This window comes from Mesorhizobium sp. CNPSo 4671 (assembly GCF_057784245.1).
In genome coordinates this window covers 630,711-650,978 of the sequence record NZ_JBWLUW010000003.1, presented here as the reverse complement: position 1 = coordinate 650,978, position 20,268 = coordinate 630,711, and the positions used below count along the sequence as shown (strand labels likewise).

Genomic DNA, 20,268 nt, shown 5'->3' with positions numbered 1-20,268 from the left:
GGACGCCGGTTTTCGGACAAGATCATGGTCAAACATGAGCCTATTCCGCCAAAGTCTTCAAAAAAGCCACCAGCGCCGCGCGCTCACGATCCGACAGCTCCAGCGGGTGAATTTCGGATGTGCCCTCGACGCTGGGCGCAGCCTTGGCGTAGTGCGCCACCACCTCGTCGAGCGACGAGAATTGCCCTGCATGCATATAGGGCGGCCGCGTTGCCGCACCGCGCAACGACGGCGTCTTGTAAGCTCGGATCAGTTGCGGCGCATCCTTGACCATGAAACGCAGTTCGCCGCAGGCACTGACGTCGCCATCCCGATAGGCGCCGAAGCAGTTGAATGGATCGGCTTCGACCTGTGCCACCGCGTCGATGCGACCACGATCCGGCGGCAGATCCGCGACGGGCGGCACGCCCGTATTGTGAAAACCGTTGTCGGTGAAGCGCGGGCCGTTGTGACAGGTCACGCAATTGGCCTTGCCGATGAACAATTTCAGCCCAAGTATCTCTTCCCGCGTAAAGACCGCATCGCCCTTCGGCTCGGCGCCGGTTGCAAGGTCGAGCGCAAAGCGGTCGAAGCGCGTCTGCGACGGCTCGATCGAGCGTTCGAAAGCGGCGATCGCCTTGCCTATATTGGCATAGACGCGGTTGATGGCGTCGCGCTGCGCATCGCTCATTGTATTCCAGGCAGCCTTCTCGGCATCGTTTCCAAGCGGACTGGCATTCAACGGAATGCCGGAAAAATCGGGCAGCGGCCCGAAAATGCGCTCATAGCGTTCGCCGAAGCGCGCCTTGATGTAGTGCGCGTAGGCGGCACGGTTTCCCGCCTGTTCCAGCGGGTTTTCCAGCGGCGTCAGCGCCTGCGCCCACAGGCTGTCGCGGCGGCCGTCCCAGAAGAACCATGGGTCGCGCGCCACGCCCGCCAGCGGCATGGTGCGCCGGTTGGTGCGGCCGACGCCGACCGCTTGCGGCAGGTCGTCCTGGAACTGCCGGTCGATTTTGTGGCAGGTCGAGCACGACACCGTGCCATCGCGGCTCATGCCGAGATCGAAGAACAGCGTCGAGCCAAGCGCCGCGGCGGCCGGCACATCGGCAAAGCGGTTGGTGGTGTCGGGCTTCAGCGACGGCAGCGTGTTCAAGGCCAGCGAGGCGATAGTCTTCTTCTCGGCGTCGGAAAAATCCGGCTTACCGCAGCCGCCAAGGATGACGGCCACCATCAGCGCCAGAAAGCAGAAAAGGCGCTTCATCGATCGCTCACAGCACCACGTTGAACAGCACCGTGTCGGAGCCGGCGCCGGACGAGATGGCGAAACGAAGTTGCCACCAGCCGCTCATGGTGAATTTCAGCCCCTCGATGCGGTAGCGGCCCTCGCCCAGGTAATCGGTCACCTGTGGGCTGGTCGGCAGGCCGTGATTGTGTTGCGGCATGCCGCCGGAGATGGCGATCGCGGCGCGCTCCACCGAAGCCCCTGTCTTTGTTTTCAGCGTCAGCAGCCAGGATTCCAGTTCGCCCTGCCGCACCACGCCCCGTTCCGGCACGAAGCTCGCCATGTACAGCCCGTTGTCGGTTTTCTTCGTCCGCGAGACATCCGGGCCAGCAAGCTGCGCGCTTTGCGGCGCGGTCAGGTAGACGACCGCGAGAACGCCGACCAGCAGCGCAGCCAGACCAAGACCCGCCAAGAGATAACGCCATATCGATGCCAAACCGGTTCCTCTTCTGCGGATAACGCTCTGCCGGGTGGATCGCGTCCCGCCAGCCTGTGGGAAAACGCTGTGGCTGAAAAAAGCATGCGTGCCAAGCATGGCGCCGCCGCCGGCAAAAAGCTACAGCACCGAAATCACTGGAGGATTGCAGATGGCGGGAAACGGCGTCGCCTCGATCGGCGAATGCATGCTCGAACTGTCGGGCCAGACCGGCCCGAACTGGCGCATGGGTTTTGCCGGCGACACGTTCAACACGCTGTGGGCCCTGCACGCGTTGAGCGGAGACCGTCCGGCAACCTATGTCTCGGCCTTCGGCGACGACCCCTTCTCGCAAGGCCAGATCGGCTTCTTCGCCGAAAACGGCATCGGCATCGGTTCCAGTCCGGTGATACCGGGCGCGCGCCCCGGCCTTTATGCCATCACGCTGACCGGCGCTGAGCGCTCCTTCACCTACTGGCGCGGCGACGCGGCGGCCCGGCAGCTCGCCTCGGATCCCACGGCATTGTCGAAAAGCTTGGAAAATCAGGCACTTGTGTACTTTTCCGGAATCACTTTGGCAATTCTGGACGATGCCGCGCGCAAAACACTGCTGGCGGCTGTGGCCAAGGCGCGTGCGGCGGGCTCGTTGATCGCCTTCGATCCCAATTACCGGCCACGGCTTTGGCGCAACCGCGAAAGCGCGCAGGCGGCCATCGTCGAGGCACTTGGCGTCACCGACATCGCCCTGCCGACCTTCCCCGACGAACAGATGCTGTTTGGTGATGAGACACCGCAGGCGACCGCGGAGCGGCTTGGACAATGGGTCGGCGAAATCGTCGTCAAGAACGGCGAGCAGCCGGCGCTGATTGCCGAAAACGGAACGCTAAACAGCGTCTCAGCGATCCATGTCGCGGCCCCCGTCGACACCACCGGCGCCGGCGATTCCTTTAATGGCGGCTATCTGGCGGCCCGGCTTGCCGGCCTTGGCCCACAGGAAGCCGCCCGCCGGGCCCACCGCGTCGCCGCTGCCGTGGTCCAGGTTCGCGGCGCGCTGGGGCCATTCGAGACATTGCGGGCGGCGTTCGAAAACTAGCCGCCTGAAGGACTATGGCAGGCGGAAACGATATTCCGTCACGTGGTGATAAATCGCGCCCGGCCACAGCGTCGCCTGCGGGAAATACGGCCGGTTCGGTGCATCCGGCCATATTTGCGGCTCCAGGCAGAAGGCGGAAAATGCCTTGTAGTCCCGGCCTTCAAGCCCTTTGCGCGGCGTCACATACTGACCGGTGTAAAGCTGGACGCCGGGCTCGGTGGTCCAGACCTCCATCTCGACGCCGGAGCTCGCCCCTTGTGTCCATGCCGCTTGCCGGAGCGGTCCACGCGCCGAGGCGAGACAGAAATTCTGATCGTAGGGCAGTTGTTCGCCTTCGGTCTCCATGCGCAGCGGCCGCGCCTGGCGGAAATCGAAGGGCGTGCCGTCGACCGGCTTGACCACGCCGGTCGGGATCATATCGCTGTCGACAGGCAGATAGGCCCCGGCGTTCAGCATCATCCTGTGGTCGAGAATGTCGCCGGCGCCGCCATCATCGAGGTTGAAATAGGAGTGCTGGGTGAGATTGCACAGCGTCGGCTCCTCGCAGGTTGCCGTCAGTTCGACGCTGAGCGCGCCGGGAATCTTCAGCCGGTAGGTGCAAGTGACGTCGAGCGCGCCGGGAAAACCCATCGCGCCATCGGGATCGTGCAGCGTCAGCGTGACGAAATCCCGGCCGTGCAGCGAAACCGTCCATGGCCGGTGCGAATAGCCCTGCGAGCCGCCATGCAGCGTATGCCTGCCGAGGAAATTTTGTTCGGTCTGGTAGCGGTTGCCGCCAATGGTAAAGCGGCCGTCGCGGATGCGATTGGCATAGCGGCCAACCACCGCGCCGAAGAAGGCGTTGTCGGCTTCGTAGGCTTGCAGAGTGTTGTAGCCGAGCACCAGCGGCGCATCATGGCCGGTCAGGCGCAAATCCTGGATGATGGCGCCGAGGCCGATGATGTTGGCGGTGAGGCCGCCGCCCCTGATGGTGAAGCGGCGCACCGGCTCGCCCGCCTGCGTCGTGCCGAAAACCTCGCCGTCCTTCATCGTCATGCCCGCAAACGTCAGTTAATCCTAGGAATTCGGCTGGTTTTCTCGACCCAAGGCGGGCGAGCAAGGCCCGCCGACCCTGGGGATAAGGTATCAGAGGCCGAGGCCGCCGATACAGACATATTTGGTATCGAGGTAATCCTCGATGCCCTGATGTCCGCCTTCCTTGCCGAGGCCTGATTCCTTGACGCCGCCGAATGGCGCTTCCGGCGTGGTGATGAGGCCTTCATTGACGCCGACCATGCCGTATTTCAGGCCTTCCATGACGCGGAAGGCGCGGCCGAGATCGCCGGTGTAGAAATAGCAGGCGAGCCCGAATTCGGTATCATTGGCGAGCGCTATTGCTTCCGCTTCGGTCTCGAACTTGAACACTGGAGCGACCGGCCCAAAGATCTCTTCCTTCATGAAGCGCATCTTGGGCGTGGCGTCGGCGATGACCGTCGGCTGGAAGAACGAACCGCCGAGCGCATGACGCTTGCCGCCGGCGACGATCTTGCCGCCCTTTGAGGTGGCGTCGGCGATCAGTTCCTCGACCTTCTCGACCGCCTTCTGGTCGATCAGCGGTCCCTGCTGCACACCCTCTTCGAGGCCGGAGCCAACCTTCAACCCGTTGCTGGCCGCGGCGAGCTTCTCGACGAACTTGTCATAGACGCCGGCCTGGACGAGGAAACGGTTGGTGCAGACGCAGGTCTGGCCGGAATTGCGGTACTTGGCGGTGATCGCGCCGGCGACGGCCCGCTCAATGTCGGCGTCGTCGAAGACGATGAACGGCGCGTTGCCGCCCAACTCCATCGACACTTTCTTCACGGTGACCGACGACTTCTGGATGAGCAGCTTGCCGACCTCGGTCGATCCGGTGAAGGTGATCTTCGACACCAGCGGATTGGCGCAGATCTCGTCGCCGATCTCGCTGGCCGATCCAGTCAGGATGTTGACGACGCCCTTGGGGAAGCCGACTTCCTCGGCGAGCGCGCCCCAGGCCAAGCCCGAGTAAGGCGTCTGCGAGGCAGGCTTCACCACGGCGGTGCAGCCGGCGGCAAGTGCGGGACCGAGCTTGCGGGCCAGCATCGACGACGGGAAATTCCACGGCGTGATGGCGGCGATGACGCCGACCGGCTCCTTGGTCACCAGGATGCGGCGGTCCGCCCACGGCGACGGCACGACGTCGCCATAGGTGCGGCGGCCTTCCTCGGCGAACCACAGGATGTAGGCCGCGGCCGAACCGATCTCGCCCTTCGATTCGAACAGCGACTTGCCCTGCTCGATGGTCAAGAGTTCGGCCAGCACATCCTGGTTGTCCATCATCGCGTCATGCAGCTTGCGCAGCAGCTTCGAGCGCTCGAGCGCGGTCGTCTTGCGCCACGACTTGAAGGCGGCGTCCGCGGCCTCGATGGCGCGGCGGGTTTCGGCCTTGCCCGACTTCGGCACGGTGCCGATCTTCAGGCCGGTGGCGGGGTTGTTGACGTCGACCGTCTGGCCGTTATCGGCCTGCACCCATTCGCCATTGATGAGATTGGCCTGCCGCATGAAATGGCTGGTTTTCTGAAGCATGGTCTATCCTCCGTTTCGGTGCCCTGACGGGCCGGTCTGTGAATTCTTCGATGAGCGTGCGTAGTGGGCGGAAGCCGGCACGCCGGAGCCACTGCTTTACCTAGGGCAAGGCCGGCAAGCAATCGCAAGATGGCATATAGGGGTTGGGCCAGCCAAAGGCTAGTCCTTCACATGTGAATTAGTTTAAAACGCCGAGACCTAACCAAAGACATGAACTACCACCGTCAGCCAGAAGGCCGTGGTGACGGCGGCGCAGGCGGTGGCGATGGTCATCTGGTTCGATGCCAGTGCCTGGCCGGTGTTAAACTGCACGGCGATAAGGTAGGAATTGATGCCGGACGGCAGTGCCGCGACCACGACCGCCACCTTGGCCGTCATCGGCGGCAGGCCGAGCAGCCAGACAAAGGCAAGAACCAGCGCCGGCATCAGGAACAGTTTCAGCGCCGAAAGCGCCAGCGCCGGCCGGACATTGCCGGAAACGCCGAAGCGGCGCAGGCTGAGCCCCATGGCAAACAGCGCCACCGGCCCTGCCGTGTCAGCCAGCGCATCGACCAATCGCATGACGAGGCCGGGCAGCGGCACCCCGCTCAACCGCCATGCCAGCCCGAGCAGAATGCCGATGATCAGCGGGTTGATGAACAGCCGCCGCAGGAAACTGCGCAGCACCCGCAACGGATGGACATGTTCGCCACCGCTGCGGCCGAACATCTCGAACAGCACGATCGAGGCCATCATCATGACCGGCAGATGCACCGAGACCAGCAGCGACAGCACTTCGAAACCGCTTGGGCCGAATATGCCAAGAATGAAGGGAGCGCCGAGCAGCACCACATTGGAATAGGCCGACGACACGCCGCCGACGACTCCGGCACGGGCATCGCGTCCGAAGATCCGCGTGGTAACGAGATGGCCTGCGGCCCAGGTGATCGCCACCGCCGTGAAATAAGCCCCCCACAGCGGCCAAGGTGCGACGCCGTGGAAATCGGCATTCACCATCGTCTGGAACAGAAGCAGCGGCATCGCCACCGAGACCGCGAAGTCAGATATCCCCTCGCCGCTCGCCGGCCTGAGATAGCCTGTAAGCCCGGCGAGATAGCCGAGTGCCACGAGGCTGAAGACGAATAGGACGGTTTCTGTAAGCGGAGACATTTTTCAGGGATAGGCGAGCCACGCGCGCGGCGCAATCACGCCCGAATTTGATCATGCTATGCTGGCAGAGTTATAGAGGGTTTGGAGTATCAGGGCGGGACACCAACGACAAATGACCTTTGTCGAAACCTCGGAACGCAATTTTCTAGCACGGATGTGGCTGACGGCTTTCGTCGCCGCGCTGCTTTGTCTTGCCGCGACGGCGCTTGCTTTTGCCGAGACGAAGAGCCTCAAGGGCGTGGCGCTGATCATCGGCCAGTCGAATTACCAGCACATCGCCGCCCTGCCCAACCCGGCCAATGACGCCCGCGACATGGCCAAGATGCTGACCGACCTCGGCTTCGACGCCCGCAACGTCACCGATCGCGACGCCGCCAAGCTGAAGCGCGACCTCGAACGCTTCGTCGAGGATGCCGAGGGCGCCGATGTCGCCTTCATCTATTACTCCGGCCACGGCATCGAGGCCGGCGGCGAGAACTATCTGGTTCCGGTCGATGCCGATGTCTCGTCGCTGAAGGATGCCAACAGCGCGCTGGTGCCGATTTCCGCCGTCATGGATGAGTTGAAGAAGACCGTGCCGGTGACGATCGTGCTGCTCGATGCCTGCCGCACCAATCCGTTCCCGGCGGACGCGGTGGTGCGCCGGGCGCCCACCGCTTCCGCCGAGCCGATCGGCGCCGGCGGGCTTGAACCGGTGCGTGGCGCCAGGGCCCTCGCCGATGCGTCGGCGCAAGATGCGAGCCTCGGCACCGTGGTCGGCTTCGCAGCCGAACCGGGTCGCCCGGCGCTCGATGGTGCCGCCGGCGAAAACAGCCCCTACGCGGCCGCCCTGCTGCGCCACCTCGCGGCGATGAAAGGCACGGAGTTCGGCTCGGTCATGCGCATGGTGACGGAGGAAGTCTATCTCGACACCAAGGCCAAGCAGCGCCCTTGGGTCAATGAAAGCCTGCGCCGGCTGCTCTATTTCGGCGTCGCGCCGCCGGAGCCGACCGGTGACGATGGCTTGATCACTGGCGAAAGGCGGCAGCTGCTTTTGACGATTTCCGACCTGCCCGACCCGAAGCGGGCGCAGGTGGAACTGGCCTCGCTGCAGGATGGCGTGCCGCTCGACGCGCTCTATGGCGTGCTGAGGGCGCTCGGCACGGACAAGATCCCCGAGGATCCGACCGACCTGCAGAAGGTGCTTGGCGCCCAGGCCGAGCGCCTGAAGAAGATGATGTCGGAACGCGCCGCACTGCGCACCGACGATCCGGAGATCAAGCGCCTGGTCGCGTCCGCCGACAAGGCCATCGGCCAGGGCGCCATGGTGACGGCACGCAAATTCCTCGACGAAGCGGTCGGCAGGGTCGAGCAGAACAGCGGTGCGGTTGACGAGGCCGAGGCCTTGGTCCGGCAGAAACGCATTGCTGACGCCGCCATCTATGCCAAGCGCGCCGACGCCGCCGCGCTGGTATTCGACTACAAATCCGCCGCCAACGACTATGCCAAGTCCTTCTCGCTGATCGAGAAATGGGACGACAAGCTGCGCTGGAATTACAAGAACCAGGAAGCCGAGGCACTCAACTCTTACGGCTACGCCACCGGCGATCTCGATGCACTCCAGCACGCGATCGAGGCCTATCACGTCATCCTGAACTTCATTCCCAATGGCGAGCAGAATCGCGACTGGGCCATCACCCGCAACAACATGGCGGTGGTGCTCCAGACCATCGGCGAGCGCGAGACCGAGACCGCGCATCTTGAAGAGGCCGCGCAGATCTTTCGCGATTCACTCGTCGTCTTCGAGCGCGAGAGGGACGACCCCAATTGGGCTGCCGCTCAGAACAATCTCGCCAACGTCCTTTTGAAGATCGGCGAACGAGAAAGCGACCCGAAGCGGCTCAAAGAGGCGGTGGCGGCGATGCGTGCCGCGTTGGAAAAGCGCCCGCGTGACAAGCTCCCGCGCGACTGGGCCGCTTCGCAGAACAATCTCGGCCTGGCCCTCTATGCGCTCTCCGAGCGTGAACCCGCCGGCGAGCACCTGAAGGACGCGGAAGCCGCATACCGGCTGGCGCTCGAGGAATACACGCGCGAGAAAGCCCCCGTGGAATGGGCAATGGTCGAGAACAATCTTGGCAACACGCTGGTGACGCTTGGCATCCAACTCAACGACGAGGCCAAGATCAACGAGGCGGCCGATGCCTTCCGCGCAGCACTGAAGGTGCGAACCCGCGAGACCTTCCCGGTGTCCTGGGCGACCAGCCGGCTCAACCTCGGCAATGCGCTGAGTGGCGTTGCTCGTTTCGACATGGGCACGGATACGCTCGAAGAGGCCGCCGCGGCCTATGATGATGCACTGACAGTGTTTACCCGGCAGCGCTTCCCGATGGATTGGGCATCCGCCCAGAACAATCTCGGCTCGATCTACCAGACGCTTGGCCAGCGCACCCGTGACGCGGCCAAGCTGGAGCAGTCGGCGGCAGCCTTCCAGGCGGCGCGGCAGGTCTATGTCAGGCGGAAATTCCCGCAGGATTGGGCCATGAGCTACTACAATCTCGGCAACACGCTGCAGTTGCTTGGCGGCGTGACGGACAAACCCGAGCACTACAACGAGGCGGTCGACGCCTACGGCAATGCGTTGCGCGAGTACAAGCGCGAGACCAATCCGCGGCAATGGGCGCTGGCCCAGGCCGGTCTCGGCTCGACGCTGCACTGGCTGAGCATGAGCAATGCCGATCCGAAAATCCTGCGGGATTCGATCGCAGCCCGTCGGGCGGCCCTCGAAGTGCTGACCATCGAGACAGCACCGGTCGACTGGGCCAACGCCCAGAACGGCATCGGCATGAGCCTGCTCAACCTCGGCAATCTCGAACGAACCGGCAAATATCTCGACGAGGCCGAAGCGGCTTTCACGGCAACCGTGAAAGTGTTCACCAGGGAAAGCCAGCCCCTGCAATGGGCCTTCGAACAGAACAATCTTGGCGACATCCACTGGAACCGTGCCACCTATGGCGGCGGCAAGCCGGAATATCTCAGGGCTATCGAGTTCTTCGAGAACGCCAAGCAGGGTTTTACCGAAGCCGGCTACACCATTCCCATCCCGCTTACCGACCAGAAGATCGATCTGGTGAAAAAGCAAATCGCCAAAAAGTGAGGCTGGGACGTCTGCAACGCCCGCTTGTCTTTGTGCCGGCGTTCCGATCCCTATATGCGGATGACCGGAACCCGATGTCGGGCCCCTGGAAGGACTGCGATGATCCGATTTGCCCTGGCTCTGCTCCTGCTCGTCATTCCGGTCGCGGCCCATGCCACGGACGCCGGCTGGGCGCTGCTGCGCGATGGCGGCCATGTGGTGTTGCTGCGCCATGCCATGGTCACCGGAACCGCCGATCCGGCCAATTTCGACATCGACAGCTGCACCACCCAGATGAACCTGTCGGCGCGCGGCAAGCAGCAGGCGAGCAAGATCGGCGCCTTGTTCGCCGCCCGCGCCGCCCCGATCGAGCGCGTGCTGTCCAGCCGCTACTGCCGCTGCCTCGACACCGCGCGCATCGCCTTCGAGGCCGAACCGGAGCTGTTTGCGCCGCTTGATCTACCGAAGGGCGACGATGCGCAGAAGGCAGCGCAGATCGCCGCCATCATGAAGGAAATCCGCGCCTACTCCGGCTCCGACAATCTGGTCATGGTCACCCATCTGGAAGACATCGTGGCCCTAACCGGCGTGTCGCCGCGCGAAGGCGAAGCCGTGGTCGTCGAGCCGCAGGGCGACAGTCTGCGCGTGCTCGGCCGCGTCACCTTCTAATGACCAGAGCCAGTTGACGCCTCGGTGAGCAGCCACGCATCGATGCGGACTTTCCACGTCTCGATCATCTGCGCGAACGCATCCTCCGTCAGATCAGAGAGATAGGATTCTCCCGCCACGTTCAGAGCCGTGAACGTATAGGCAATCGATGCTTCGGTGCCGCCGTCGGCCGCCGAACGGCAGGCCACGTCGACAAATCCGAAACGCGAGTCCGGCGTGACCCTGACATAGCGGGCACGATGCGCGGTTGGATCCCACTCGGCGCAGGCCCAGAGCGTTGTCTCGTCGCCGTGGACGGTTCGGAAGACCATGCCTTGCCGCGTCTCTCCGCTTTTTGGATGCAGAAATTCCGGTTCCCAGTCATCCACCCACAAGGTCTCGCCGATCGGCGTGAACAGCGGAAAGACACGATCGACCGGCCCGGAAAGCACGATGCTGTGGCTGCGCTCAAGATGGCTCGTCATCCGCCTTCCCTTTCCATTCAGTCCGAGGATGGCGCTTCCGCCAGACGGTGGCTGTCCGCAGCGCCAAGCTCCAGCCCGTAGATGCGTTTCAATTGGCTGATTGTTTCGAGCGTCTCCGGGGAAAACGGCGTTTGCCCCTCGAAAGCATGTAGCACGATGCCTTCGATGAGATCGCCAAGGCTCATGTCGCGATGCTCGGCTAGGGCCTTGAGCACCTTCACCAACCGCTTTTCCAGGCGCACGCCAGTCTGTACACGCTCGATGTTCATACCCTGTTCCTACCATGGTACATTGGTACGATCAACTAGATTGCCCCTTATGTTGCGGAAATGCCACCACCGAAAGAAGCCGCAAATTCGCCGCGACAATGCCGCTTGCGACAACCCGTCGCAGGGGCTATAGGCGCGCACCCGGTCACGAAAACCGAAGCGAGCACAACGGTTGGAGCTTTCGTCTCCGCCCGTGCAGGCGGCTTTGCCGCTCTGTATACGGCGCCACTTTGGGGATTGGGATCGCGGATGTAGCTCAGTCTGGTAGAGCGCCGGATTTGGATCCGGAGGTCGCAGGTTCGAATCCTGCTGTCTGCGCCACGGATAGCTCAGTTTGGTAGAGCATCAGATTTAGGTTCTGATTGTCGAAGGTTCGAATCCTTCTCCATTGGCCTGATAAGCCAGCACCCTGCCACGGTGTTATCTGAAAAACGGTCCGGGGACTGGAATGCTGAAGACCTGACGGACGGCCGAAGCCTTAGGGCCAAGGCCGTATCGAAAGGTCCGACGCCATCGGCTCGCGGCCAGGCCCGCGGTGATGGTCAAGGCGCAGCGTCGCCGGCAAGGCAGGCCAAGGCTTGCCGAGCCCGCTTCACTGCCCCGCGATCCGCTCCCGAAGGCCCGCCATGGGTTGATGCCACCGGTCCCCGGATCATTCGTGCCCGGACTGTGACGACGTGAAACGAGCAACGAAGGGAAGATCGACGCATGACGTGACGCCTCGCATGGGGCCATGCCCGACAGGAGTATGACAATGACCATTCTCGATAAGGTTCTTGGACGCGAGCGCGTCCTCGTAAAGGAAAACGAACGTGCCCTCACCCTCCACAAGGGTGAGATCAAGGCTGTCCTGTTGCCCGGCGAGCATTGGCTCGCCAACCGGCGCGGCAGCCTCGAAGTGTCTCGGCACGATTTGAAGAACCCGGAATTCGTTTCGGCGTACGAGAAGGCGTTGTTCGACAAGCTCCCGGATGTGGCCGCGCGTCATTTCACCGTCGTTCGCACCGGGCGCACGGATGTCGCCATCATCGAGCGTGACGGAAACCTGCACGCCGTTCTGGCGCCGGACCGCAAGCTGGTTCTGTGGACGGATGCCGGCCCGTGGACGGTGACGACGGTCGACACGTCGGAGGATCTCGCCATCGATCCGGCGGTCATGCGCCGGCTCGGCCAGGCCCGGAAGGCGGAGTTGATGTCGGTCCATCCGGTCGTCGACGGCCAGGCCGGACTGCTGTTCGTCGACGGTGTCCTGGTGCGGACGCTTGCCGCGGGCGTGCATGGCTTCTGGAACGTCGGACGCATGGTGCAGGTGAAGGTCGTCGACCTCAAGCGCCAGTCGCTCGACGTCGCCGGGCAGGAAGTGCTGACCAAGGATCGCGTCACGATCCGCGTCAACATCGCCGCCGAATACCGGGTCGTCGACCCGGTCAAGGCGGTGAGCGCTGTGAAGGACTTCTCCGAGGCCCTCTACCGCGCCCTCCAGTACGCCTTCCGCAAGACGCTTGGCGGGCTGACGCTTGACCAGATCCTTGAAAAGAAGGTGACGGTCGACGAGGAAGCCGCTGCCAAGGTCCGTGCCGACATGGCCGAGATCGGCGTCGAGGTCAGCGATATCACGCTCAAGGATGTCATCCTGCCGGGCGAGATGCGCGAGATCCTCAACCAGGTGGTGTCGGCCGAAAAGCAGGCCGAGGCCAATGTCATCCGCCGCCGCGAGGAGACGAACGCCACGCGTTCCCTCCTCAACACGGCCAGGGTGATGGCGGAGAACCCGGTGATGCTGCGGCTGAAGGAGCTCGAGGCTCTGGAAACCATCGCCGGCAAGGTCGAGCGGCTGACCGTCCACAACGGAACGGGCGGACTGCTGAACGACCTGGTCAAGCTCCGCGAGAGCTGATGCATGTCGCCCAAAAGTGGTTCCCGGTTTTGGGAAAACGACATGCATCGAAACAAAGACTAACCTGACGTAATGGGAAGGGCCGCCGACTTGACCGGCGGCCCTTCTTGCGTTTCTTGGGCACGCTTCCCATCTGCGCCCGGACTATCAGGCCTTTTCCTGCCGGGAAAAACCGATTAGACAGCGCCCAAACAAGATGCGGACAGATTCCGCCCGCAAAGAAGGAAAAGCCCTTGTCCACCACGTTCGACAAAGTCGCCAAGATCATTGCCGACACCAGCGAGATCGATATCGACACCATCACACCCGAGAGTCACACGATCGACGATCTCGGCATCGACAGCCTCGATTTCCTCGACATCGTCTTTGCCATCGACAAGGAATTCGGCATCAAGGTGCCGTTGGAAAAGTGGACCCAGGAAGTCAATGACGGCAAGGCTTCGACCGACGACTATTTCGTCATGAAGAACCTGTGCGCCAAGATCGACGCGCTGGTCGCCGCCAAGACCGCCTGACGTCACCTGAGCGCGCGACCTTGACGCGCTTTGCCGCCTGACCCACAAAGCCGCCCATGAGTAGCCCCCGCGACGTCGTCATCACTGGTATCGGCCTTGTCTCCTCGCTGGGAGAAGGCCCTGACGCCCACTGGCAGAAGCTCGCGCAACCGGGCCTGCAGCCGGTGCTCGAAGCCGCGCGCTTCGCGCCTTATACCGTTCATCCGCTGCCGGAGATCGACTGGAACCTGCAGATCGCCAAGCGCGGCGACCAGCGGCAGATGGAGACATGGCAGCGACTCGGCACCTATGCCGCCGGCCTTGCGCTGGACGATGCCGGCATCAAGGGCAATGACGAGCTCTGCACGACCATGGACATGGTGGTGGCCGCCGGCGGCGGCGAGCGCGACGAGGCGGTCGACGCCGCCATCCTCGCCGCTTCGGAAAGCCGTAACGACCGCGATGTGCTGCTCAACGAGAAGCTGACCACCGAATTGCGGCCAACCTTGTTCCTGGCCCAGCTTTCCAACCTGCTCGCCGGCAACATCTCCATCGTCCACAAGGTGACGGGCTCCTCGCGCACCTTCATGGGCGAGGAAGGTGCCGGCGTCGCCGCCGTCGAAACGGCCGCCGCGCGCATCCGCTCCGGCCAGTCGACGCACATCCTGGTCGGTGGCGCCTTCCAGACCGAACATTCCGACATGCTGCTCGGTTACGAGCTTGCCGGCTATTTGCATCGCGGCCCCTGGAAACCTGTGTGGCAAAGACAGGGCGCCGAGGGCGGCGGCATCATCACTGGATCCGGCGGTGCCTTCCTGGTGCTTGAGCAGCGCGAACACGCGACAAGCCGCGGGCGCAAGATTTATGCCGAACTCGGCCCGGTCGTCTCAGGCCGCGCCAGGCGGCCACGCGGAGAGCTCGATGCCGAGATCGCCGCGCTGCTTGGCCAGGCCGCGCTGCCGAACGGCAAGCTGCTTGCCCTGTCTGGGGCGTCAGGTGCGCATGCCGCAACCACCGCCGAGAAGGCAGCGCTCGACGCCAATCCGGGGATCGCCGCGCGCGGCTTCTCGACACTGACCGGACACATGAAGGAAGCACAGTTTCCTTTCGCGGTGGCGCTGGCGGCACTCGCCGTCGACCGCAAGGCCGCTTACCCTGTTTTCGATGCCGCAGCCGAGAAGCCGTTTGAAGGCATTCCCGCAAGCGTCCTTGCAACGGCGATCGGCTATCACCAATTCGAGGGCATGGCGCTGGTCAACGCCGCGTAACGCGGCGCTCGCGGTCCATGCTGCAACGATAAACGCTCGAGGGCTCCCGGATGGCCAATCTGAACGATCACATGGGCAGGCCAATCGTCGCCGTCACCGGCATCGGCGTGGTCACCTCGCTTGGCGTCGGCAAGACCGACAATTGGGCGGCATTGACCTCCGGCAAGTCGGGCATCCACCCGATCACCCGCTTTCCCATCGATCAACTGAACACCCGCATCTCCGGCATGGTCGATTTCCTGCCGTCGAGTTCGAAAGGTGCCAGCCCGCTCACCTATGAGCTGGCCGAGCTTGCGGGCCTCGAAGCGGTGACCGAATCCGGTCTTGATTCCAGCGACTTCGGCGGACCGCTTTTCCTCGCATCGCCGCCGGTCGAACTCGATTGGGTCGAGCGCTTCTCGCTCTATAATTCTGACAAGGACAAGGATGACACCGCCGCCGAAAGACTGCTTCGGGTGGCGCGTAGCTTGAAAGAGCTGGATATTTTCGAGACCACCCAGTTCGGTTCGATCGCCGACCGCCTTGCCGACCGCCTTGGCACGCGCGGTCTGCCGATCACCCTGTCGACGGCTTGCGCTTCAGGTGCTACCGCGATCCAGCTCGGTGTCGAGGCGATCCGACGCGGCGAATGCGACCGCGCGCTATCGATTGGCGCGGACGGTTCTGCCACCGCCGAGGCATTGATCCGCTTCTCATTGCTTTCGGCGCTCTCCACGCATAACGACATTCCCGAAAAGGCATCGAAGCCTTTCTCCAAGGATCGCGACGGCTTCGTATTGGCCGAGGGATCCGGGGCGCTGGTGTTGGAATCGCTTGAGGCGGCATTGGCTCGCGGCGCGACCATTCTTGGCGTCCTCAGCGGTTGCGGCGAGAAGGCCGACGACTTCCACCGCACCCGCTCGAAGCCGGACGCTTCGCCCGCCATCGCCGCGGTTCGCGCCGCCCTCGCCGATGCCGGCCTGAGTGAAGACGAGATTGACTATGTCAACGCCCATGGCACGTCGACCCCCGAGAACGACAAGATGGAGCATCTGGCGCTGTCGACCGTGTTCGGAGAGCGGATTGGCTCGATGCCGGTCTCGTCGAACAAGTCGATGATCGGCCATACACTGTCCGCGGCCGGCGCTGTCGAGGCGGCGTTTTCGCTGATGACGATGCGCGAAAGCGTCATTCCGCCGACCATCAACTACGACAATCCCGACCCGGCGATTGTGCTCGACGTAGTGCCCAACAAGAAGCGCAATGCCGAGGTTCGCAGCGTTCTGTCGAACTCCTTCGGCTTCGGCGGCCAGAACACTTGCCTTGTCATGGCGCGGGAACCGGTCTAATCGAGCCCCTTCCGCTCAAACAGAACCGACAGGCTTTATGCGCGCACTCCAACTTATCGAGGACCGCCGTCTTGAAACGGTGGACCTGCCGCCCCCGCCGCCACCCGCACTCGGCGAAGTCACGCTGCGCATCAAGGCGGTGGCGCTGAACCACATCGATGTCTGGGGTTGGCGCGGCATGGCCTTCGCTAAGCGCAAGCTGCCGCTGGTCGTCGGCGCTGAAGCCTCCGGCGAGGTCGAAGCGGTCGGCCCTGGCGTTTCCAGCCTGCTGCCCGGACAATTGGTGTCGATCTATGGCGCGCGCACCTGCGGCCTTTGTCGCGCCTGCCGCGAAGGCCGCGACAACCTGTGCGAACATGTTTCCGGCGTTCACGGTTTCCATCTCGACGGCTTCGCGCAGGAAAAGATCAACCTGCCCGCGCGCCTGCTGGTCCCCGCCCCACCCGGCGTGACCGACATTGGCGCCGCGGTGGCGCCTGTCACCTTCGGCACGGTCGAGCACATGCTGTTCGACAACGCCAGGCTTCAGCCGGGCGAAACCATCCTCGTCCATGCCGGCGGCTCCGGCATCGGCTCGGCCGCCATTCAGCTGGCCAAGCGGATGGGTTGCACCATCATCACCACGGTCGGCTCGAATGACAAGATCGACAAGGCCAGGGCGCTCGGTGCCGACCATGTCATCAACTATCGCGACGACCGCTTCGAAGGCGTCGTGCGCAAGCTGACGAAGAAGAAGGGCGTTGATGTCGTGTTCGAACATGTCGGCGCCGACACCTTTGCCGGCTCGATGCTGTGCCTGAAGCGCGGCGGCCGCCTGGTAACCTGCGGCTCGACCTCCGGCGTGTCGACGCAGATCAATTTGATGCAGCTGTTCCAGCAGCAACTGAAGTTGCTCGGATCCTTCGGCTGCCGCATGGAGAACATGGCCAACGCCATGCAGAAAATGGCGGCGGGACAGGTCGCACCGGTCATCGACACCGAGGTCGGATTCGACGATATCGACGCCGCGCTGAAGCGCATGGAAGGCCGCGACGTCTTCGGCAAGATTATCCTGCGCGTCGCCTAGGGTCTTGACCTCGGTGCTCAAGAAGTTTCGCCGCGACCTCAGATTTCGCTACGGCCGGCAGTTGCGCCAGGCGAACTACTGGCTGGTTGCGCGTGCGGCGATGATCATCCTTTCGGTGCTGCGCCTGCTGCCGGTCGACAGCGCATTGAATTTCGCCGACCGGGTCGCGCGCCTCATTGGCCCCCGGGTCGGGCGCCATCAGGTCGCTATCGACAATCTGCGCAAGGCCTATCCGGAAAAGAGCGAGGACGAAATCCAGGCCATCGCCTCCGACATGTGGGGCAACATGGCCCGCCTCGCCGCCGAATACATCTTCCTCGACGCCCTGTTCGACTATGACCCTGCCGCCAGCAAGCCCGGCCGCGTCGAGGTCAAGGGAGTAGAACATTTCGTCGAGATCGCCGCGGAGAAGCAGCCGCACATCGTCTTCACCGGCCATCTCGGCAATTTCGAGCTGCTGCCGGTGGCGGCGGCCACTTTCGGCATGAACATCACGGCGCTGTTTCGCCCGCCCAACAACCCATACCTCGCCGACTACATCCTTTCGACGCGGCGCTCGACCATGGGGGCGCTACTGCCGTCGATGGCGGGAGCCTCGTTTGCCCTGGCGTCTGTGTTGGAAAACGGCGGCAATATCGGTGTCCTTGTCGACCAGAAATTCTCCAACGGTCTCGACACGACCTTCTTCGGCCGCCCCTGCCAAAGCAACCGGGTGCTCGGCACCCTTGCCCGCCACTATGACTGCGACGTCTATCCGGCGCGTTGCATCAGATTGCCAGGCAACCGCTTCCGGCTCGAGATCGAGGACAAACTGGTCTTGCCGCGCACCGCTGACGGCAGCGTCGACGTCCACGCCACCACCCAGATGCTGAACGACGTGGTCGAGCGCTGGGTGCGCGAGGATCCCGGCCAGTGGATGTGGTTCCATAAGAGGTGGGAGATCAGCAACTGGCGGCGCAAGAAGCGACCGCAAGCAAAGGCGCCCGCCGCGAGCAGCTGAACACCTTCCTTGGCCCTCTCCGGCACTCATGGGCCCACAATCCAGACATTCGTAACATTGCTGGTCAGGGAATCTTAAAGGGGCGCGGTGCAGATACCCCAGGAGATGTTCATCGACTGGGACGGAGCCCGTGGCATGACGAATATCGAGATGCCGCGCCTGGATCGGGATGGCGTCGAAGATCGTTCGTTCGGCCGCCTTGGCCGGGCATTGTCGCATCTGCGTCAGCATGGCTTGCTTGAACCGATAAGGCTCCTCCATCGGCATGGCCTCGGCGCGAGCCTTGGCTTTGTCCAGCGCAACATCAGGCATATGTTCGCGGACCGGCTCGCCCGGAAATGGGATCGCCGGCACGGCGTCGATACGGCAGGGTCGATCCAGCTCGGCGGCCTTGACGTCGTCGGCCCGCACCGCGCCAAGGGCAATGAAGCCGTCTGCACCTCGCCGAAAACCTTCGACTTCATCATGAAGTCGCTGCCTCGCGATCTCCATGACCATACATTCATCGACATCGGTTCCGGAAAATCACGAACGCTGCTGCTGGCGTCACGATATCCCTTCGCCGAGATCATCGGCGTGGAGTTCGCACGGGAACTGGTGGACATCGCCCGAAGCAACATCGAGCGTTTCCGGGACCCTTTGCAGAAATGCCGGGCGCTCAGTGTCGTCGAGGCCGATGCGGCGGCCTACGATTTTCCGGAAGCGCCGCTGGTGGTCTATTTCTACAATCCCTTTTCCAAGGACGTTTTCGACATCGTCCTGAAAAATCTCGTGTCGTCGCTTGAGCGGCGCCCGCGGGATTGTTTCGTCGTCTATGGAAGCTCGAGCCACCGCGCCATCGATTGGGCGAGGCCCGCCATCCGCGAAACCGGCATTTTCGGGGAATTGCCCGTACCGGCGATGCCCGGCTTCCTCGATGCGGTCCGCACCATCGACTATGCGGTCTTTCAGGTTCAGGCCGCTGCGTAACGTTTGCCTTTGCCGCTTTGAATGAAACGCGCGACGGTGCGCGCGGCAAACGGCGTGCCGGCGGTGAACCGCATCAGCGGGCCAAAACTGCCGACCGCGCTCGCGCCGACGAAATGCAGGCCGGGGATGCTGGATTCGAATCCCGCGGAAAGCAGCGGCAACCCCTCCCGGCGCGCAATCGCGGCAAGCACGTCGGGCGCGAACAGACCGAGCTTGGCGATATCGATCCGGTAGCCCGTGCCAAGCAGTATATGATCGAAGGTGGCAGCGTCCTTCTCGAACCGCAGTTCGATACCAGTGCCCTTGGCCGACGCGCTGATGATCTTGCTGCCGGCATTGACTTTTATCCCGTCGAAATCTGGCTTCAGCCAGCCCGTCGCGCCGGCGCCGAGGCTGCGCCTGTTAAGCCCAGCCCGTGCTGTTTCCGGGAAGCGGTGCACGAAGCCTGGAGCCTCGACCAGCCAGGAAATCGGGAACGGGCCGACCCTGGAAGGCGATGCGAGCCGCTCCGACAGGAAGTCGCGCAAGCTCCAACTCTGCTTTCCCGACAGTGCCCGATAGCCCAGCCAATGGATGTCGCCATGGCAGATAAGCTCGACATCGGCGCCGCTGCGCTTGAGCAGAACGGCGGATTCGCAAGCGCTTTGCCCGCGCCCGATGACGGCGACGCGCTTGCCGCGGAAGGCCTCATAACCAGTATGCTCGCTGGCATGGCTGACCAGTTCGCGAGGGATTCCGTCGAACACGGCGGGGATCAGTTGCTGGTTCATCAGGCCGGTGGCCACGACAACGCGGCGTGTCGTGACGGCATCGCCATCGGCCAGTGCCAGACGAAATCCGCTGTCCGCCTTCTCGACGCGGCCGACCCTGCGCGTATCCAGATCCGGAACCGCCTGGGCCTGAATCCACAATCCATAGTCGACGAAGTTTTCGAGCCGCAGCGGCTCACTCGACGAGATTCCGAGGACCTTCGCGTAGGAATCGAGCGAGAGCGGACCTTTCGCGTGACCGATATAGGTCGCGTGCCAGGGCGAGCGCAGCCTCATGCCTCTCGGCATATGATCGCGCCAGAAGGACATCGCGCCACCGAATGTGAGCGTATCGACGCCTGCCGCCTTGAGGGCGGAGGCGGCGGCCAGTCCGAAAGGACCGGCACCGATCACGGCCACCTCGCAGTCGGTCCTGGGCATGAAAGCGGTCATCTCAGTGGTCTCGCCTGTCTGTTTCTGCA

General features: G+C 63.3%; 18 protein-coding genes and 2 tRNA genes. 12 read left to right on the top strand and 8 right to left on the bottom strand.

All coding sequences use genetic code 11. From position 1 onward, the window contains the following. Positions 1-40: 40 nt before the first annotated feature. Both AC04SF_RS11320 and AC04SF_RS11315 read right to left on the bottom strand, forming a co-directional pair. A complete protein-coding gene (locus AC04SF_RS11320) occupies positions 41-1,240 on the bottom strand; it encodes a cytochrome-c peroxidase (protein ID WP_488477848.1) in 1,200 nt (399 codons plus the stop codon). A 7-nt stretch (positions 1,241-1,247) separates the two neighbouring features. After that, positions 1,248-1,697, bottom strand: coding sequence for a FixH family protein (locus AC04SF_RS11315; RefSeq protein WP_095200265.1), 450 nt, complete (start codon positions 1,695-1,697; stop codon positions 1,248-1,250). Between the two features lie 151 nt (positions 1,698-1,848). On the opposite strand from AC04SF_RS11315, the gene AC04SF_RS11310 reads away from it, so the two are divergent. After that, positions 1,849-2,769: a sugar kinase gene (locus AC04SF_RS11310; RefSeq protein ID WP_488477847.1), complete on the top strand. Its 921-nt coding sequence runs from the start codon at positions 1,849-1,851 to the stop codon at positions 2,767-2,769. A gap of 12 nt (positions 2,770-2,781) precedes the next feature. On the opposite strand, the gene AC04SF_RS11305 is transcribed toward AC04SF_RS11310, so the two are convergent. From AC04SF_RS11305 to AC04SF_RS11295, 3 genes are all read right to left on the bottom strand, one after another. Beyond that, positions 2,782-3,804, bottom strand: coding sequence for an aldose epimerase family protein (locus AC04SF_RS11305; RefSeq protein WP_488477846.1), 1,023 nt, complete (start codon positions 3,802-3,804; stop codon positions 2,782-2,784). 90 nt (positions 3,805-3,894) lie between these two features. Further along, the gene (locus AC04SF_RS11300) at positions 3,895-5,352 is read right to left on the bottom strand and encodes an NAD-dependent succinate-semialdehyde dehydrogenase (protein WP_488477845.1); all 1,458 of its coding nucleotides are present in this window, start codon (positions 5,350-5,352) and stop codon (positions 3,895-3,897) included. Positions 5,353-5,550: 198 nt separating this feature from the next. Beyond that, the gene (locus tag AC04SF_RS11295; protein WP_488477844.1) at positions 5,551-6,501 is read right to left on the bottom strand and encodes an AEC family transporter; all 951 of its coding nucleotides are present in this window, start codon (positions 6,499-6,501) and stop codon (positions 5,551-5,553) included. A 112-nt stretch (positions 6,502-6,613) separates the two neighbouring features. Here AC04SF_RS11295 and AC04SF_RS11290 point away from each other — a divergent pair, with 112 nt between their 5' ends. Together AC04SF_RS11290 and AC04SF_RS11285 are read left to right on the top strand one after the other, a co-directional pair. After that, positions 6,614-9,634, top strand: a complete 3,021-nt coding sequence (locus tag AC04SF_RS11290; RefSeq protein WP_488477843.1) for a caspase family protein — start codon at positions 6,614-6,616, stop codon at positions 9,632-9,634. Between the two features lie 99 nt (positions 9,635-9,733). Further along, positions 9,734-10,282, top strand: coding sequence for a histidine phosphatase family protein (locus AC04SF_RS11285; RefSeq protein WP_488477842.1), 549 nt, complete (start codon positions 9,734-9,736; stop codon positions 10,280-10,282). Here the strand turns inward: AC04SF_RS11285 and AC04SF_RS11280 are convergent. After that, the gene (locus AC04SF_RS11280) at positions 10,279-10,746 is read right to left on the bottom strand and encodes a hypothetical protein (RefSeq protein WP_488477841.1); all 468 of its coding nucleotides are present in this window, start codon (positions 10,744-10,746) and stop codon (positions 10,279-10,281) included. The genes AC04SF_RS11285 and AC04SF_RS11280 overlap by 4 nt on opposite strands. Before the next feature lie 17 nt (positions 10,747-10,763). Then, positions 10,764-11,015: a hypothetical protein gene (locus tag AC04SF_RS11275; protein ID WP_488477840.1), complete on the bottom strand. Its 252-nt coding sequence runs from the start codon at positions 11,013-11,015 to the stop codon at positions 10,764-10,766. 245 nt (positions 11,016-11,260) lie between these two features. Here AC04SF_RS11275 and AC04SF_RS11270 point away from each other — a divergent pair. The 9 genes from AC04SF_RS11270 (at position 11,261) to AC04SF_RS11230 (ending at position 19,037) form a co-directional block, all read left to right on the top strand. Next, positions 11,261-11,336: transfer RNA gene (locus AC04SF_RS11270), tRNA-OTHER, on the top strand. A 2-nt stretch (positions 11,337-11,338) separates the two neighbouring features. Further along, positions 11,339-11,407, top strand: a tRNA-Leu gene (locus AC04SF_RS11265). A gap of 362 nt (positions 11,408-11,769) precedes the next feature. Next, the gene (locus AC04SF_RS11260) at positions 11,770-12,912 is read left to right on the top strand and encodes a slipin family protein (RefSeq protein WP_488477839.1); all 1,143 of its coding nucleotides are present in this window, start codon (positions 11,770-11,772) and stop codon (positions 12,910-12,912) included. Between the two features lie 233 nt (positions 12,913-13,145). Further along, positions 13,146-13,427, top strand: a complete 282-nt coding sequence (locus AC04SF_RS11255) for an acyl carrier protein (protein ID WP_010909964.1) — start codon at positions 13,146-13,148, stop codon at positions 13,425-13,427. 56 nt (positions 13,428-13,483) lie between these two features. Beyond that, the gene (locus AC04SF_RS11250; protein ID WP_488477838.1) at positions 13,484-14,674 is read left to right on the top strand and encodes a beta-ketoacyl-ACP synthase; all 1,191 of its coding nucleotides are present in this window, start codon (positions 13,484-13,486) and stop codon (positions 14,672-14,674) included. A gap of 50 nt (positions 14,675-14,724) precedes the next feature. Next, positions 14,725-16,002: a beta-ketoacyl-ACP synthase gene (locus AC04SF_RS11245; protein ID WP_488477837.1), complete on the top strand. Its 1,278-nt coding sequence runs from the start codon at positions 14,725-14,727 to the stop codon at positions 16,000-16,002. A gap of 37 nt (positions 16,003-16,039) precedes the next feature. Next, entirely contained in the window at positions 16,040-17,068 is a 1,029-nt protein-coding gene (locus AC04SF_RS11240) for a zinc-binding dehydrogenase (protein ID WP_096446922.1), read from the top strand. Between the two features lie 13 nt (positions 17,069-17,081). Next, the gene (locus AC04SF_RS11235; RefSeq protein WP_202350070.1) at positions 17,082-18,068 is read left to right on the top strand and encodes a lipid A biosynthesis lauroyl acyltransferase; all 987 of its coding nucleotides are present in this window, start codon (positions 17,082-17,084) and stop codon (positions 18,066-18,068) included. Between the two features lie 135 nt (positions 18,069-18,203). Next, positions 18,204-19,037 (top strand): class I SAM-dependent methyltransferase, encoded by an 834-nt coding sequence (locus tag AC04SF_RS11230; protein WP_488477836.1) that lies wholly within the window; start codon positions 18,204-18,206, stop codon positions 19,035-19,037. Here AC04SF_RS11230 and AC04SF_RS11225 read toward each other — a convergent pair. After that, complete coding sequence (locus AC04SF_RS11225) at positions 19,022-20,239, bottom strand: NAD(P)-binding domain-containing protein (RefSeq protein WP_488477835.1); 1,218 nt, start codon at positions 20,237-20,239, stop codon at positions 19,022-19,024. The two genes, AC04SF_RS11230 and AC04SF_RS11225, sit on opposite strands and share 16 nt — an antisense overlap. Positions 20,240-20,268 lie beyond the last annotated feature (29 nt).